This is a genomic window from Comamonas sediminis, from assembly GCF_041107495.1.
In the GTDB taxonomy this organism is placed as follows: domain Bacteria; phylum Pseudomonadota; class Gammaproteobacteria; order Burkholderiales; family Burkholderiaceae_C; genus Comamonas; species Comamonas sediminis.
On record NZ_JBGBDC010000009.1, the window covers coordinates 69,632 to 84,516 of the forward strand.

At 63.7% G+C, this 14,885-nt stretch carries 14 protein-coding genes; 4 read left to right on the forward strand and 10 right to left on the reverse strand.

What is annotated here, in order from left to right; translation table 11 throughout:
* Position 1 precedes the first annotated feature (1 nt).
* The 5 genes from AB7A72_RS19435 to AB7A72_RS19455 all read right to left on the reverse strand — a co-directional run bounded on the left by AB7A72_RS19435 (position 2) and on the right by AB7A72_RS19455 (position 4,665).
* Entirely contained in the window at positions 2-1,387 is a 1,386-nt protein-coding gene (locus AB7A72_RS19435) for an ABC transporter ATP-binding protein (protein ID WP_369460878.1), read from the reverse strand.
* On the reverse strand, positions 1,377-2,123 hold the full coding sequence (locus AB7A72_RS19440) for an ABC transporter permease (RefSeq protein ID WP_373450657.1): 747 nt from the start codon (positions 2,121-2,123) through the stop codon (positions 1,377-1,379). The genes AB7A72_RS19435 and AB7A72_RS19440 overlap by 11 nt, the downstream gene beginning before the upstream one ends.
* Before the next feature lie 182 nt (positions 2,124-2,305).
* Positions 2,306-2,737 (reverse strand): rhodanese-like domain-containing protein, encoded by a 432-nt coding sequence (locus AB7A72_RS19445; protein WP_239810558.1) that lies wholly within the window; start codon positions 2,735-2,737, stop codon positions 2,306-2,308.
* Between the two features lie 37 nt (positions 2,738-2,774).
* Positions 2,775-3,764: a M48 family metallopeptidase gene (locus AB7A72_RS19450; RefSeq protein ID WP_373450658.1), complete on the reverse strand. Its 990-nt coding sequence runs from the start codon at positions 3,762-3,764 to the stop codon at positions 2,775-2,777.
* Between the two features lie 79 nt (positions 3,765-3,843).
* Positions 3,844-4,665, reverse strand: a complete 822-nt coding sequence (locus tag AB7A72_RS19455) for a lysophospholipid acyltransferase family protein (protein WP_369460879.1) — start codon at positions 4,663-4,665, stop codon at positions 3,844-3,846.
* A gap of 734 nt (positions 4,666-5,399) precedes the next feature.
* Here AB7A72_RS19455 and priA point away from each other — a divergent pair.
* Positions 5,400-7,565 carry a replication restart helicase PriA gene (gene priA / locus AB7A72_RS19460; RefSeq protein WP_407065005.1) on the forward strand — a complete coding sequence of 722 codons (2,166 nt, stop codon included), beginning with the start codon at positions 5,400-5,402 and terminating at the stop codon, positions 7,563-7,565.
* Between the two features lie 17 nt (positions 7,566-7,582).
* Here the strand turns inward: priA and AB7A72_RS19465 are convergent, their stop codons facing one another.
* The 5 genes from AB7A72_RS19465 to AB7A72_RS19485 form a co-directional block, all read right to left on the reverse strand.
* Positions 7,583-8,533: an AEC family transporter gene (locus AB7A72_RS19465; protein WP_369460880.1), complete on the reverse strand. Its 951-nt coding sequence runs from the start codon at positions 8,531-8,533 to the stop codon at positions 7,583-7,585.
* A gap of 161 nt (positions 8,534-8,694) precedes the next feature.
* Positions 8,695-9,054 carry a hypothetical protein gene (locus tag AB7A72_RS19470; protein WP_239810554.1) on the reverse strand — a complete coding sequence of 120 codons (360 nt, stop codon included), beginning with the start codon at positions 9,052-9,054 and terminating at the stop codon, positions 8,695-8,697.
* A gap of 105 nt (positions 9,055-9,159) precedes the next feature.
* A complete protein-coding gene (locus AB7A72_RS19475) occupies positions 9,160-9,558 on the reverse strand; it encodes a roadblock/LC7 domain-containing protein (protein ID WP_239810553.1) in 399 nt (132 codons plus the stop codon).
* Complete coding sequence (locus tag AB7A72_RS19480; RefSeq protein WP_369460881.1) at positions 9,555-10,121, reverse strand: GTP-binding protein; 567 nt, start codon at positions 10,119-10,121, stop codon at positions 9,555-9,557. The genes AB7A72_RS19475 and AB7A72_RS19480 overlap by 4 nt, the downstream gene beginning before the upstream one ends.
* Positions 10,118-10,795 (reverse strand): hypothetical protein, encoded by a 678-nt coding sequence (locus AB7A72_RS19485; RefSeq protein ID WP_369460882.1) that lies wholly within the window; start codon positions 10,793-10,795, stop codon positions 10,118-10,120. Before AB7A72_RS19485 ends, AB7A72_RS19480 begins: the two co-directional genes overlap by 4 nt.
* A 299-nt stretch (positions 10,796-11,094) precedes the next feature.
* Here AB7A72_RS19485 and AB7A72_RS19490 point away from each other — a divergent pair, with 299 nt between their 5' ends.
* The 3 genes from AB7A72_RS19490 to AB7A72_RS19500 all read left to right on the forward strand — a co-directional run bounded on the left by AB7A72_RS19490 (position 11,095) and on the right by AB7A72_RS19500 (position 14,873).
* A complete protein-coding gene (locus tag AB7A72_RS19490; protein ID WP_312417026.1) occupies positions 11,095-13,173 on the forward strand; it encodes an ATP-dependent helicase in 2,079 nt (692 codons plus the stop codon).
* 6 nt (positions 13,174-13,179) lie between these two features.
* Entirely contained in the window at positions 13,180-13,605 is a 426-nt protein-coding gene (locus AB7A72_RS19495) for a hypothetical protein (protein WP_239810549.1), read from the forward strand.
* A gap of 65 nt (positions 13,606-13,670) precedes the next feature.
* Entirely contained in the window at positions 13,671-14,873 is a 1,203-nt protein-coding gene (locus AB7A72_RS19500) for a phospholipase A (RefSeq protein ID WP_312835695.1), read from the forward strand.
* Positions 14,874-14,885: the final 12 nt, after the last annotated feature.

Genomic DNA, 14,885 nt, shown 5'->3' on the forward strand with positions numbered 1-14,885 from the left:
TTCATGGGGAAGAGGTTTCCTGTTGCGCCTGGCCGGCCTGCAGCACGATGGACCGCATCGGAATGCCAAGCAGACCGGTGGCCATGTTCGTGGACTCGGACTTGAAGTGCAGCGCATCCTGGATCCAGTGTTGCTGCACATGGTCGTGCTGCGAGCCATCGGCCAGCGCGACGTCGATCGCGTAATGGCCCACCGGCATCCGGGGCATGTCAAAACTGAACTCGGCCTGCAGGACCTGGCCGCTGGCACAGGCCACGGGCTGGCCCAGATAGCTCAAATAGCTGTTGTCGCCAAAAACGGCCTGGCCGGTGCGGTCCTTGACCACAAAGCCGACGATGGGCGAAGCCAGGGGCTGGTGGCACTGCGCCTGGATGCGCAAGACCACCGGCTCACCCCCCACCACCCAGTGCAGGGGACGCTGCTGCGTATCCATCAGCCAGGCGCCAGTGATGCGAGCGCCACCCAGGCCGAACGAAGGCGCCTCGGGGTTGAAGCGAAACACCTCGATGTCATTGCGCAGCGGCTCTGCGCGGAAGAAATCGCGCCGCTGGTCGTGCCAGGGCAGGCTGGCGTCGAACACAGGTGCTGCTGGTGGCGCTGCTGCCGCCGGGCCACTGCCCTGCTCGGCCTCATAGCAGGCCTGCATGTAGCGGTCGCAGACCTCCTTGGTCGGTCCGATCTGCATCACCTGGCCTTTGTCGATCCAGACCACGCGGTCGCACAGGCTCTTGATGGCAGCCGTATCGTGGCTGACAAAAAGCAAGGTGCCCCGCTCCATGAAGCTGCGCAGAAAACGCATGCACTTCTGGGTGAACACCGCATCGCCCACGGCCAGTGCTTCGTCCACCACCAGGATATCGGCGTCCACATGGGCGATCACCGCAAAGGCCAGCCGCACATACATGCCGCTGGAATAGGTCTTGACCGGCTGGTCGATGAACTCGCCAATATCGGCAAAGGCGGCAATCGAGTCAAAGCGCTCGGCGATCTGTGCATCGCTCAGCCCCAGCAGCGCCGCGTTCATCACTACATTGTCCCGGCCCGAGAACTCGGGGTTGAAGCCGGCGCCCAGCTCCAGCAGCGCGGCGGTGCGGCCCTGGGTGGTCACCGCGCCGCAGCTGGGCGCCAAGGTGCCGCAGACCATCTGCAAGAAGGTGGATTTGCCCGAGCCATTGCGGCCGATGATGCCAATGGTCTCACCCCTGGCCACCTGCAGGTCCAGCCCACGCAACGCCCAGAACTCCCGGTGGTAGGGCTTGGCCTCACGCCCCAGCAGGCGCGAGAGGCGCGGCATCACAAACTGCCGCAAGCGGTCGCCGGGCGCGTCATAGATATGGAAGCACTTGCCCAGGCCCTGTACGTCCAGTGCCAGAGATTCAGAGGACATCGGCAAATCCCTTGCGCGTCTTCTGGAACCAGGCGAAGCCCAGCCAGGCCACCAGGCTGCAGGCCAGCATGCTGATCGCCCAGCCGGTCCAGTCCGGCATGCGGCCCCAGATCAGCACGGCGCGCGTCTGTTCAATGAAAAAAGTCAGCGGATTGAGCCACATCGCGGTTTGAAAGCTGGCAGGCAGTGCATGCACCGGGAAGAAAATCGGCGAGATGAACATCAGCATGGTCGTCATCACACCGGTGATCTGCTTGAGATCGCGGGCAAATACACCCAGCGACGCAAAGAACCAGCCCACGCCGACACTGAGCAGCACCAAAGGCATCCAGACCACCGGCAGCAGCACGGCGGTCAGCGGGATCTTGCCATTGAGCACCAAAAGCGCCACCAGCAGTACCGCCAGGCTGGCCAGCGCCTGGAACAGGGCCGAGCAGACGGCCACCACCACCAGAATCTCCAGCGGGAACACCACGCGCTTGACGTAGTTCACATTGGCCAGCACCAGATGGGGCGCACGGTTGAGCACATCGGAAAACAGTCCGTAGACGATCAGTCCGGCAAACAGCACCATCGCGAACTGGGTCTTGGACTCCGGCCCCTCACCCCAGCGCGCCTTGAACACCACGGAGAACACGAAGGTGTAGATCACCAGCATGGACAGCGGTATCAGCACCGCCCACAGCCATCCGCCTAGCGATCCCTTGAAGCGCTCACTCACTTCACGACGCGTCATCTTGACCACCAGCGGCCAGTGCACACGCACGCTATCCACCAATGCGCGCGCAGAGGCGGCGCTGCCTACACCGACAGTCAATGTGTCACTCCATCCATCATGAGGCGGACAAGTTTACAGGGTCAGCCGTATTCCGACTGCCTCGCAAGCAGCCCGGTTACAAGCAGCGACGATTACGGCGCTCATTGGGACCAGGGCAAACCCTGGTAACGCCAGCCCCCGAGCTGCCCGCGTTGACCCTGGGCATTCGCATCACCCTCAAAGCCCTGCAGGATGTTGTAGGCCTCCAGCCCCAACTGGCTGGCGCGCTGCGCCGCCGCTACCGAGCGCACCCCGCTGCGGCACAGCAGCACGATCTTGGCGCCCGGCGCCCGCTGGGCCAGTGCCAGCAGTTGGGCATCGAAATCGGGGTTCATCGCCATATCCGGCCACTGCTTCCAGGCAATGGCGACGGCGCCGGGCACCTGCCCGACCCAGGCACGTTCTGCATCCGTGCGCACATCGACCAGCACGGCCTGCTGGTTTTGTACCCAGTGCCAGGCCAGCCGGGCACCAATATCACCGGCATAGCCATTGGCAGGCACGATGGTCTGCTGTTCTGCGGTCAAGCTCATAGACACCTCTTCAATAGTGCGGGTAGGTCCAGCGCCGCTACGCTGCCCGGTCCCAGGGCGGGGCCGGCATGTCCTTCAGTTGCTGGCGCAGCGCGCGGTGGTCAGGCACCACCTCGGCCACGGTGTCCCAAAAACGGGGGCTGTGGTCCATCACCCGCAAATGGGCCAGCTCATGGGCCACCACATAGTCGATGACGGCCGGCGCATAGTGCATCAGCCGCCAGTTCAGCCGGATCGATCCATCGGACTTGGCGCTGCCCCAGCGCGTCTCGGCACTCGACAGGCGCAAGCTGGTGTAGTGCACCCCCAGCAGCGGCGCAAAATGGGCCAGCCGCGCCAGGAAATGCTGACGTGCACTCTGGATGAACCAGGCCTGCACCAGATCACGAATCTGCGTGCGCCCCGCACTGGGAGGCAGCGCCAGGTACAGGCGCGAGGGCGAGCCCGGCACGTCTTCCTCGACCCGCCAGACCGCCCCGGAGCGCGCCACGCGCTGCTCACTGTCCACCACCAGTTGCAGTGGCTGCCCTAGAAACGGCAGGCTGGCGCCGTCTTCCCACTGGATGCTGGCGCTCAGGCTGCTGGCACGCCGCTGCTGCATTTCGGCGATCTTGCGCACAATCCAGCCGGCCTTGTCCTGCAGCGCTTCGTCAATGCCCGGTTGCGTCACCCAGCGCGGCGCACGCACGACCAACCCGTCTTCGCTCACCACAAAGCCAATGCTGCGCCGCTTGGCGCGCTGGAGCAAGTAGGCCACCCGCTGGCCTTGCAACAGGATGCTGCGATTGGCAGCAGGGTGTGCCTGCAAGGAGGCCGGTGCCGCAGGGGCAGCGGGGCGGGCGACCGGTGCGGGAGGCGGCACTGGCAGGCGCAGCGGAGGCGCCGCAGGCGCGGAATCGGGCAGTGACACCGGCCTGGCATCCGCTATCGCCGCGGCCGCTGGAGGCGGTGGCGGCACCGGCGCTGCAGCGGCAGCCGGCTCGCTGCGCTCCCACAGGTCCAGCGCCATCTGCACCAGGCGACGCACATCAACCATGGCGATACCCCGTTCTGCGGCAGAACCTCAGCAAGGCGCGCTCAGCGGCGGACACAGCAGCCATTTTCCTTTAGTGGGCGGCCGCACCCGGCCCAGCAGCTGCGGACGGTGCCGCCGTCGCAGGTGCCTGCAGCGCAGGCTTGCCCACATAGGCCTCCGGGTCCAGGCGGCGCATTTCGGACTCGATCCAGTACTCCACCTCCGCCATCAACTCATCATGCTTGCGGCCCTGGCTGTCGATAGGCTTGCCGACGGACACATCGACAATGCCTGGCGTCTTGACAAAAGCCTTGCGCGGCCAGCATTTGGCAGAGGTCACAGCAATGGGCACCACCCGGGCACCGGCCATGATCGCCAGGCGCGTCGCGCCCGTCTTGTACTCGCCGCTTTCACCGCGAGCAATGCGCGTGCCTTCGGGGAACATGATCACCCAGATGCCCTGGCCCAACAGGCGCTTGCCCTGCTCCACCACCTTGTGGAACGCGCGGCTGCCGTCCTTGCGGTCGATATGGATCATGTCCAGGCTGCCGATGGACCAGCCAAAGAAAGGAATCTTCAGCAACTCCTTTTTGAACACATAGGCCAGCGGCGTCGGCATGATGGCGGGCATCAGAAAGGTCTCAAAGGTCGACTGGTGCTTGCACAGCAGCACCACACCCTTGTCACTGCCAGGCTGGCCGGAGACGGGCAGATTCTCCATGCCCTGGATACGCACCCGAATGCCGCAGAACCAGCCAGCGCTGTCTGCCGACAGCTTGAGCCAGCGGCGCGCCACTGCATAACGGGCCCGGCTGCTGGCACCGCACACCCGCAGCAGCAGGATGGTCAGGGTGTAGGGGATCACCGTCAGGCTCATGAAGAGCGTGTGCAGAATCGATCGGATCAGAGACATGGAGCAAGTAGGAAAGCAGGGGGAACGCAAAAAGTCGGGACTTCGGCTGGCAACGTCGGCAGGCCCAACTGCAAGCCAGGAACCTGCGCAGCTGCATCATGCAGCAAGCGCTGGACCGATGCGTTGGCGCGTGCATCAGCGGTATCAGGACAGCGGTGGGCCCTGCCCGTCAGGGAACGGCTCTGAATCATATCGGAAGCTGAAGCCCCCGTGCGCTGCAAATGCAGCTGACGCGCAGCGCATGCTTGCGGAAGTTCCCGTTGAAGCACTATTTTTTCCAATGCCATCAAAGAATTGCAGTGGATAACTCAGCTGTTTAACGAGAAATTGTGGATAAGCGCAGCGGGGTCTGGATCCCGCTCAGGCCCGGGCACCGAAACGGAGCAAGCACTTATACACACAATGTGGAAAGCAGGCCCTCTAGCACAATATCCTGCGGCTATCGGGCGCATGCAGCGAACAAAAAATATAACCCACTGAAAGATATATATAAAAAAATTTTGTCAGCGCTTATGCCAAGCCATTGGACAATGTGTGGTAATTCTGATCCAGATCAGACAGCCGATATTTCAACAAAGTTATCCACAGAAATCGAAGCCAGCTATTGATTTCTCTTGTGATTTGCCTTGTGTATAAGTTCTTTGGTTTGTTACCGGGTGGCCGTACCCCCGGGCGCAATCAGGATAAACACCGTACTGGAAGGCTCGGGCACCTGTGTGAACTGGGGCAGTGCCATGCCGGGCCAGTCGCTACACTCGGAGCTCCCCCGCACCACTGATCCTTGCGCCTTGATTCTGCTGTCCATCGCCGTCCACACGCCCGCCTACAGCGCCATCAGCGCGGCCAGTGAACTGCTCACCTACTGCGCCGACCAGCCATTGCCCCCGGGCACCCTGGTGCGGGTGCCCCTGGGCAAGCGGGAAGTGATGGGGGTCGTCTGGGGCATCGACACCGCTTTTGCTGGCGACCCGGAAAAGATCAAGCCCATCACCGCAGTGCTCGAAGCCATCGCCCCCTTGCCCGAAAGTTGGCTGCGTTTAGTGCATTTTGCGGCCCGTTATTACCAACGCAGTTTGGGTGAAATGGCGATTGCAACGCTGCCTCCGGCGTTGCGAGACCTGACCGTGGAGCAATGGGCGCGGCGCCTCAAACGCAAGAAAAAGGCTCCGAGCGATGATATCGCTGCCGACCAAGCCCTGGCCTTGAGCCAGGAGCAGATGGAAGTTTGTGCCCAGATAGATAAAAATACAGGACCTTTTCTGCTTTTTGGCAGCACAGGCAGCGGAAAGACCGAAGTCTATCTGCACCAGGCGCAGGCCTTGTTGCAGCGCGATCCCCGCGCCCAGGTTCTGGTGATGGTGCCGGAAATCAACCTCACGCCGCAATTGGAAGCGCGGTTCCAGGCGCGCTTTTCAGCGACGCTGGGCCCCGACGCGGTCGTCAGCATGCACAGCGGGATGACCGCAGCGCAACGCCTCAAAAGCTGGCTCGCGGCCCACACCGGCCAGGCCCGCATCGTGCTGGGCACGCGCATGGCTGTGTTTGCCTCCATGCCCCATTTGCAGCTGCTGATCGTCGATGAAGAACATGACGCCAGCTACAAGCAGCAGGAAGGGGCGCGTTACTCGGCACGCGACCTGGCCATCTGGCGTGGCCATGATCTGCAAGCCCAGGTGATCCTCGGCTCGGCCACCCCGTCGCTCGAGAGCTGGTGGGCCAGCCGCCCTGCCAGCGGCAAGGATGCGGGCGGCCGCTACCTGCGGCTGGCCATGCCCAGCCGCATTGGCGCCGGGCAGATGCCCCGGCTGCGCCTCGTCGATATGCGCCAGCAGCCGCGCCAGACACTGTTCTCACCCGCGCTTGTGCAAGCCATCACGCAGCGCGTGGAGCGCGGCGAGCAAGCGCTGGTGCTGCTCAACCGGCGCGGATTTGCGCCCGTGCTGTTCTGCGGTGACTGCGGGTGGAAAAGCGATTGCCCGCACTGCAGCGCGCACCAGGTCTTCCACAAGGTGGACCGTACGCTGCGCTGCCACCACTGCGGTTACAGCCAGCGCGTGCCACTGGCCTGCCCCAGCTGTGGCAACCCGGACATCCTGCCGCTGGGCAAAGGCACCGAGCAGCTCGAAGAAGCACTGGAGCGCCTGCTGCGCAATGTGCAGCGCCCCGACGGCCAGCCGGCCCGCATCGCCCGCATCGATGCCGACACCACCAAGGCAAAAGGCGCGCTGGCAGAAAAAATGGCTGATGTGCATGCCGGCGATGTCGACGTGCTGGTCGGCACGCAAATGGTCGCCAAGGGCCATGATTTCCGGCGCGTGACCTTGGTCGCCGCCGTGCAGCCCGATGATGCGCTGATGTCCAGCGACTTTCGTGCGCCCGAGCGGCTGTTCTCGCTGCTGCTGCAGGCCGCCGGCCGCGCCGGGCGCGATGCCGCCTATGTCGCCGCCCAGGGCAGCGCGGTGGAGATGTGGCTGCAGACGCAGCAGCCCGAGCATGCCGTCTACCAGGCCCTGCGCCAGTGGGACTACAGCGGCTTTGCCGCCCAGCAGCTCCAGGAGCGGCGCGATGCAGCCATGCCCCCGTTTGCCCACCAGGCCATCATCCGCGCCGATGCCCGCTCGCAACAGGAAGCCCAGGCCTTTTTGCGCGCCGCTTCGGAGCTGGCGCAGAGCCAGCAGCTGCTGGAAGGCAGCGAGGTCTTTGTCTACCCGCCGATTCCGCTGTCCATGCAGCGGGTCGCCAACGTGGAGCGGGCCCAGATGCTGATCGAAAGTCCGTCACGCAAGGCCTTGCAGCAGTTCCTGCGTGCCTGGCAGCCCTGCCTGCACTGGTTGCGCGCGCACCCGGAGCACAAGGGTCTGGTGCGCTGGCTGGTCGATGTCGACCCTCAGGCCATCTGAAACGCGGCGCAAAGCCCTCAGACCAGCCAGCTGACCGCCGCCGAAAAGCTGACAAAGGCCAGCGCAGTGCTGACCAGGATGATGTGCGCAATGCGCCCATTGTGGGCGCCATAGCGTCCGGCCAGCAGGGTGACATTGCTGGCGCTCGGCAACGCCGCCACCAGCGCCACGACCAGCAACGCAAAACGGTTGATCGGCAGCCCTGCGGCGATGGCGGCGTGGCCCAGGCCCAGCACCAGCAGCGGATGCACGAAGAGCTTGACCAGCGCCAGCGGCACATAGCTGGCGGGCGTGGCGTACTCTTCCTCCACCATCTTCGAGCGGGCCAGCACCGCGCCCACGGCAAACAACGCCACCGGTGTCGCAGCGCTGCCCAGCAGGCCAGCGGTCTGGTCCAGCGCCTGGGGCAGCTTCCACTCCATGAACGAGGCCAGCGCGCCCAGCAGGATGGCCCAGGGCATGGGGTTGGTGAGCACACCTTTGAGCGCCTTGAGCAACGCTGCCCGCGCATTGCCTGCGGCGCCATCCATGCGCGACAGTGCCAGGCACAGCGAGGTGGTGAACACCATGTCCACCAGCATGGTCACGATCGCCGGGCCGGCTGCCGCTTCGCCCAGCAGTGCCACCAGGAGCGGCAGGCCCATGAAACCGGTATTGGGAAAGGCCGTCACCAGGGCGCCAAAGGCACTGTTGTTCCAGTCCATGCCGCGCAGGCGCGCGCCCGCCACGCAGCCGGCCACCAGCAGCAACTGGCACAGCACATACAGCAGCAGAATGGGCAGGTTCATCAGCTGCGCAAAGGGCAGCGAGGAGCCGGCCTTGTACAGCATGCAGGGCAGCGCAAAGTACAGCACAAAGGCATTCACGCCGGCAATCGCTGGCAGCGGGAAGATGCCGCGCCGCGTGGCCGCAAAGCCGCACAGCACCAGCGCAAAGAATGGAAAGGTGACGAGGAAGACGGACAGCACGGCCCGATTGTGCCCAGAATGCGCCAGCGCAGATGTAGCGAGAGGGACCGGCAGCGATGCGCCCGCCCCCTAAAAGAAAAGACCGGCCATGCGCAGGGACGGTCTTGTCAGGCCCGGATCCGGCAGAAAGCCGTATCAGCGCCTGGAACGATCTTAAAAACTTAGATCGTCACCAGTTTTTCCACTTCCGCGCATTTGCGCCGGGCCAGTGCCAGGTTGCTGCGCTGCTTGTCCAGCACCAGGTACAGGAACAGGCCTTCCTTCTGCGCTACCGGGCGGATGATGTGGTATTGCGAGCCCAACGTGATCAGGATGTCGTCGATGGAGTCCTGCAGGCCCAGCGATTTCATCGTCTTGAGCTTGGCCCGCACCACCTCGGTGTTGCCCGCCGCTGCCAGCTCCAGATCCAGACCGGATCCCGCACTGCCCAGCAGCATGCCGCTGCCACTGTCGACCAACGCGGCGCACATCGCGCCATCGACCGTCAAAAGTTGCGTCAACGCTTCTTGAACCGATGCCATCTCACTCCCCCTTTGCACACTGGCGGATTATCGTGACCACTGCAGGCGGCCAGTGCGGCGCCTCAGTGGTTATCCACAGCCGGGGCCTGGAACGGCCCCACGCTGTCAGACTTTATTCATCTCGGCGCCCACCTCGGCGGCTGCCCACAGCACACGACCGAGGATCGCATTGGTATCGAGCACCATGCACAGGATGCAAGGAAACTCGGAGGTAACCGACTGGAACACGACCACGCCGGTCTCGGTCTCAAAGGTCAGCCGCTTGCAGCCGGTGTGGTTGATCTCCCGGCCCACGGCACGAGCCATCGCCATCAGAGATCCCGCCATCGCCGACAGGCGATTGAGCTGCAGCTCGCTGTTCGTGCGCAACGACGCAATTTCAAATCCATCGGGCGTACTCAGCAGTGCCACGCGTACACCATCAACAGGGCCAATATACCTATCAAGGGCCTGCTGGCCTGCCTTGACGACCTGGGCAGGGATCAGAGGTTGAGATGCAGTCATGAATTCTCGCTTTGCAGAGACAGCATGGAAACAAGGACGCTCATCGCATCCAGCAGCTGCCCACGGTCGCGTGGATCGGCTTCCAGAACGGGAATCACCCCATGGCCCGCAGAATACACGCCTTGGGCGAATGTTTCAATTTGTTGTGTTGTTGCCGGACGTGCGCTCAGCACCAGCGCAACAGGTGGGCGCGGCAGCTGCCGGATTTCGTCCAGAATGCGGTTGGTCTCGGCCAGGCTGTGGGGGCTGTTCACATCGGTCATGATGAACACACCCATCGACACGGACAGCACCCATTGGCGCACAAAGCTGAAACGCTCCTGGCCCGGGCAACCGCAGATCTGCACCACTTCGCCACCGCCCAGATCGATCTCGCCGAACTCGGTGCCGACCGTGGTGAGTTCCTTGCTATGGGTCGCCAGATCCAGGTTGCGGACATCGGAGCTGGACATCAGCGCACCGCACAGTGAGCGCACTGCGGTCGTCTTGCCAATGCCCATGGGCCCGCACAGCGCAATGCGCGGCATCTTGTGCGGCCCTGTTCCACCTGATTCTTGGTTCATCCCGGCTTACCTCCCCCTCGTATCCATCGCCCTAAACGGCTGAGCAATCCTTTGGAGTGTAGCGGCTCACGGGGATGGGAGGGGGAAGAAGCGGCGGGAATTGCCGGAAGCGCGACGCCGCGCAGTACGCCGCGGCGGCCCAGCTCCACCAGCAGGCCTCGCGCCACCATCGTATCGAGCCCGCTGTGCAGACACAGCTGGGCAATGGACACGGGTTCGCGCGACAGCAGGGCCAGCGCACGGATGCAGGCCCCGGTGTTGAAAGGTGCGCCTACGGATACCCAGGATTTGAGCTGGTAGCGGAACTCCTGTGGGGTAGCGGCGGCAGGCTGCGCAGCGGACTGCTCCGACTCCTTGCGCATGACCTTGTTGCGCGCATCCCAGTCGAGCAGGAAGACTGCCGCACGGTCGAACATGTCGATCAGATCGCTCAAGGTGTAGTTCGCATCGAGCCGGCCCACCCAGGTGGCACCGTCGAGCATCGCGGTCTTGACCTGTCCGATGCAGACGACGCAGGGCGCCTTGCCCAGCGACGAGATCGCATCGGCCATGCCCTGGTCCAGCACAATCAGCTGGGCGCGATCCCGCGGCACTTCCTTCCATGGGAGCACCGATTTGCGCGACGCCACGCCATACAGCTGCTCAAAGCGGTGGCGGCTGCTGGGAGTGAGCAATTCTGCGGAAATACCGGCGGTCTGCATGGCGATTAATTTACACTTTTATTGTCTTAATTTATAAGGTTTGCCACTTGGCAGAAGCAATGCTATCGGCATTCTAGAAGCTTGCTCGTCAGACGCAAGCTTTTCTCCGCACGTTTTACCATCTGCTCTACATTCATTGACAATTACAGGCCGACTGTGGTTTTTTATGTAAGCAAATCTATGAAAACCAAAGGCCTGAATCTGCAGCCGCGCGCAGTTGCGGCTATTCTTCTGCGCTTTCCTTATTGATCTGCAAAGGTTCTTCCGCCACCATGGCCGCTGGTCTCAATCTCGCTCAATTACAAGCCGTGCATTACACCCAGGGCCCCTGCCTGGTGCTGGCCGGCGCCGGATCGGGCAAGACCCGGGTGATCACGCACAAGATCGCCCGTCTGATCGAGACCGGCATGGCGCCCCGCAAGATTGCCGCGATCACCTTCACGAACAAGGCCGCCTCCGAAATGCGCGAGCGCGCCAAGAGCCTAATCGGCCGCCAGGCCAAGGATGTGCTGGTCTGCACCTTCCATGCGCTAGGGGTGAAGATGGTGCGCGAGGACGGCCATGTGCTGGGGCTCAAGCCGCAGTTCAGCATTCTCGACAGCGACGATGTGGTCGGCATCCTCAAGGACGCGGCCGGCGGCACCGCCGATGTGGCCACCGCACGCCAGTGGCAGTGGACCATCAGCAAGTGGAAGAACATGGGCCTCGACTACAAGGAGGCACTGGCCCAGGCCGCCGATGACAACGAGCGCGCCATTGCCGTGCTGATGCAGCGCTATGACGAGCGGCTGACCGCCTACCAGAGCGTGGACTTTGACGACCTGATCGGCATGCCGCTGCGGTTGCTGCGCGACCACCCCGAGGTCCGAGCCAAATGGCAGACCAACCTGGGCCATGTGCTGGTCGATGAGTACCAGGACACCAATGCCACCCAATACGAGCTGCTCAAGCTGCTGGTGGGTGAGCGCGGCCACCTCACCGCCGTGGGCGATGACGACCAGAGCATCTACGGCTGGCGCGGCGCGACCCTGGACAACCTCAAGAAGCTGCCGGTCGACTACCCCCAGCTCAAGGTCATCAAGCTCGAGCAGAACTACCGCTCGACCAGCGCCATCCTGCGTGCCGCCAACAATGTGATCCAGCCCAATCCCAAGCTGTTTCCCAAGACCTTGTTTTCCGAGCTGGGCGAGGGCGAGCCGGTGCGCATTGTCGACTGCGACTCCGAAGAGCACGAGGCCGAGCGTGCCGTCGCCCGCATCCTGAGCCTGCGCGCTGCGGCCAACCCGCCGCCGGACTGGAAGAATTTCGCCATCCTCTACCGCGCCAACCACCAGGCCAAACCCTTCGAGAAGGCGTTGCGCAAGGCCAATGTGCCCTACAAGGTCTCGGGCGGCACCAGCTTTTTCGACCGCGCCGAGATCCGCGACCTCTGCGCCTGGTTCAGGCTGTGGATCAACAACGACGACGATCCGGCCTTTCTGCGCGCCATCACCAACCCCAAGCGCGGCATCGGCCATACCACCTTGGGCCGGCTGGGCGAGTTCTCCAAGGCCCACCATTGCAGCATGTTTGGTGCGCTGTTCAATGCCATGCTGGAAGACGCGATGCCCGCCAAGGGGCGCGAGAGCCTGCTGGAGTTTGGCCGCTACATCAACGACCTTGAATACCGCGCCCGCCAGACCCGGGGGGCCGAGGAATCACTGGCCTTTCTGCTCGACTGGCTCAAGGAGATCGGCTACGAGCAGCATCTCTATGACGCCGAAGACAGCGAAAAGGTCGCTGCCGCCCGCTGGACCAATGTGCTGGAGTTCTGCGACTGGATGGCCCAGCGCGCCGGTGGCCAGACCACGACGGCGGCCGACACCACGACGGTGAGCGAGTCCAAGAGCCTGCTCGAAGTCTCGCAGACCATCGCGCTGCTGTCGACCATCAGCGAGCGCGAGAAGGAGCAGGACATGGTGATCCTGTCCACCCTGCATGCCAGCAAGGGCCTGGAATGGCCGCATGTGATGCTGATCGGCGTCAACGAAGGGCTGCTGCCCTTCAAGCTCGACGACGATGATGGCCGCCAGCAAAAGGTCAGCGACGACACCGCACAGCGCCTGCAGGAAGAGCGCCGCCTGATGTATGTCGGCATCACGCGTGCCCAGCGCTCACTGGCCGTGAGCTGGACCAAGCGGCGCAAAAAAGGGCGCGAGTTGGTCTCTGCGCTGCCCAGCCGCTTCATCGCCGAGATGGGCCTGGACAGCAGCACCGCCCGCGAAGACCCGCGCGAGAAACTGCGCAAACTGCGCGAAGAGTTCGCGCGCAAGGCCCAGAGCAGCGCCGCCACCAGCCCTGATTCGAACTGAGTATCCATGACCAAGACCCTGATCCTGAGCGCTTTCTGCGCTGCACTGGCCAGCGCCTGCACCAGCGCCCCAGCCACCCGCCCCGCCTGTCCTACCGCCATGCAGATGGAGCAGCCCGAGCTGCTGGGCCTGTGGCAGGCCGAACTGCCCGGCCTGCCCGGTCCCGTAACTTTGCAGCTGGCGCCCCACCCCGAATGGAACGGCACCGTCAAAGGGCAGATCCAGCGGCCCGGCGGCACGGCCATCGTCGTCGGTGATGTGGACAAGGGCAAGCTGACGATGGAAGAGTCCGCAGATGGCAAAAAAGTCTCGGGCAGCTGGCTGGGCGAAGTGGTCGACGGCAGCTGCGGCCGCGAGATCCGGGGCGAATGGTTGGATGCCAACGACAACAGCCACGCATTCGTCATGCGCAAGCCATCGAAAACGCCTTAATCGCCGCAATAATGGACAACCGCGCAGCCGTCCCAGCCACGCGTCCTACCTCTCCTTCCTCGACCATGACAACAACAAAATTTCTGCGCTCGCCAGCCCCGCTGGCGGCGAGCCTGCTGATGGCCGGTCTGCCGCTGGGCAGCTTCGCGCAAACCCCGGCCGCTGCCAGCAGCTCGGCGCCTGCCGCAACCGTGTGGCAGCAGTGCACCGCGCTCAGCGACGGCAACGCCCGCCTGGCCTGCTTTGACCAATGGGCGCAGCAGCAGTCGCAGCAGCCCCTGGCCAGCCCGCAAGGGCAGGCCGTGGCCACCACGCCTGCCGCCTCGGCCAATGCCATGGTCGGCCTGACCCCTCCGGCCAGTGCGCTGGCCGCCGCAGACGCACCCGCGCCCGCGCCCATCGGTGGCTGCCGCAACGACGGCTACACCGAGATGTCGCGCTTCTGGGAACTCGAGGCCGGTACCGACTGCGGCACCTTCAGCTTCCGTGGCTACCGCCCTCTGTCGGTATCGTTTGCCGTCGGCGACAAGGTCAACCGCCAGCCCAGCTCGCTCAACCCCGTCAATTCGGCCACGACCGAGACGGACTACCAGAAGCAGGAGATGCGCATCCAGCTGTCGGTGCGCACCAAGCTGGCGCAAAACCTGCTGACGGACCCCAACGGCAAGCTGCGTGATTCGCTGTGGATTGGCTACACGGGCCTGTCGTACTGGCAGGTATTCAACTCGGACCTGTCGCGCCCTTTCCGCACCACCGACCACCAGCCCGAGATCTTCTACGTCTACCCGACCACCGCCCAGCTGCCGTTTGGCTGGCGCTGGCGCTACAGCGGCATTGGCCTGGAGCACCAGTCCAATGGCCAGAGCGACCCGCTCTCGCGCAGCTGGAACCGCACCTACCTGATGACCGGTTTCGAGCTGGACAACCGCCTGCAGCTGCAGGCGAAGATCTGGCACCGCATCAACGAAAGTGCGGAAGACGACAACAACCCCAATATCCAGAACTACATCGGCCGCAGCGAGCTGAAACTGGGCTGGAACGTGAACCAGCGCAACTGGATGGGTGTGACGGCGCGCGGCTCGCTCAACGGCCACGGCAAGGGCTCCGGCCGCGTGGAATGGATGCATACCTTGGGTGATGGCTGGATGGGCGGCAAGAGCAACCTGCGCCTGCATGCCCAGGTCTTCCACGGCTATGGTGACAGCCTGATCGACTACAACTACAAGCGGACGGTGTTCTCGCTGGGCTTCAGCCTGCTGGACTTCTAAACAGGGAACGTC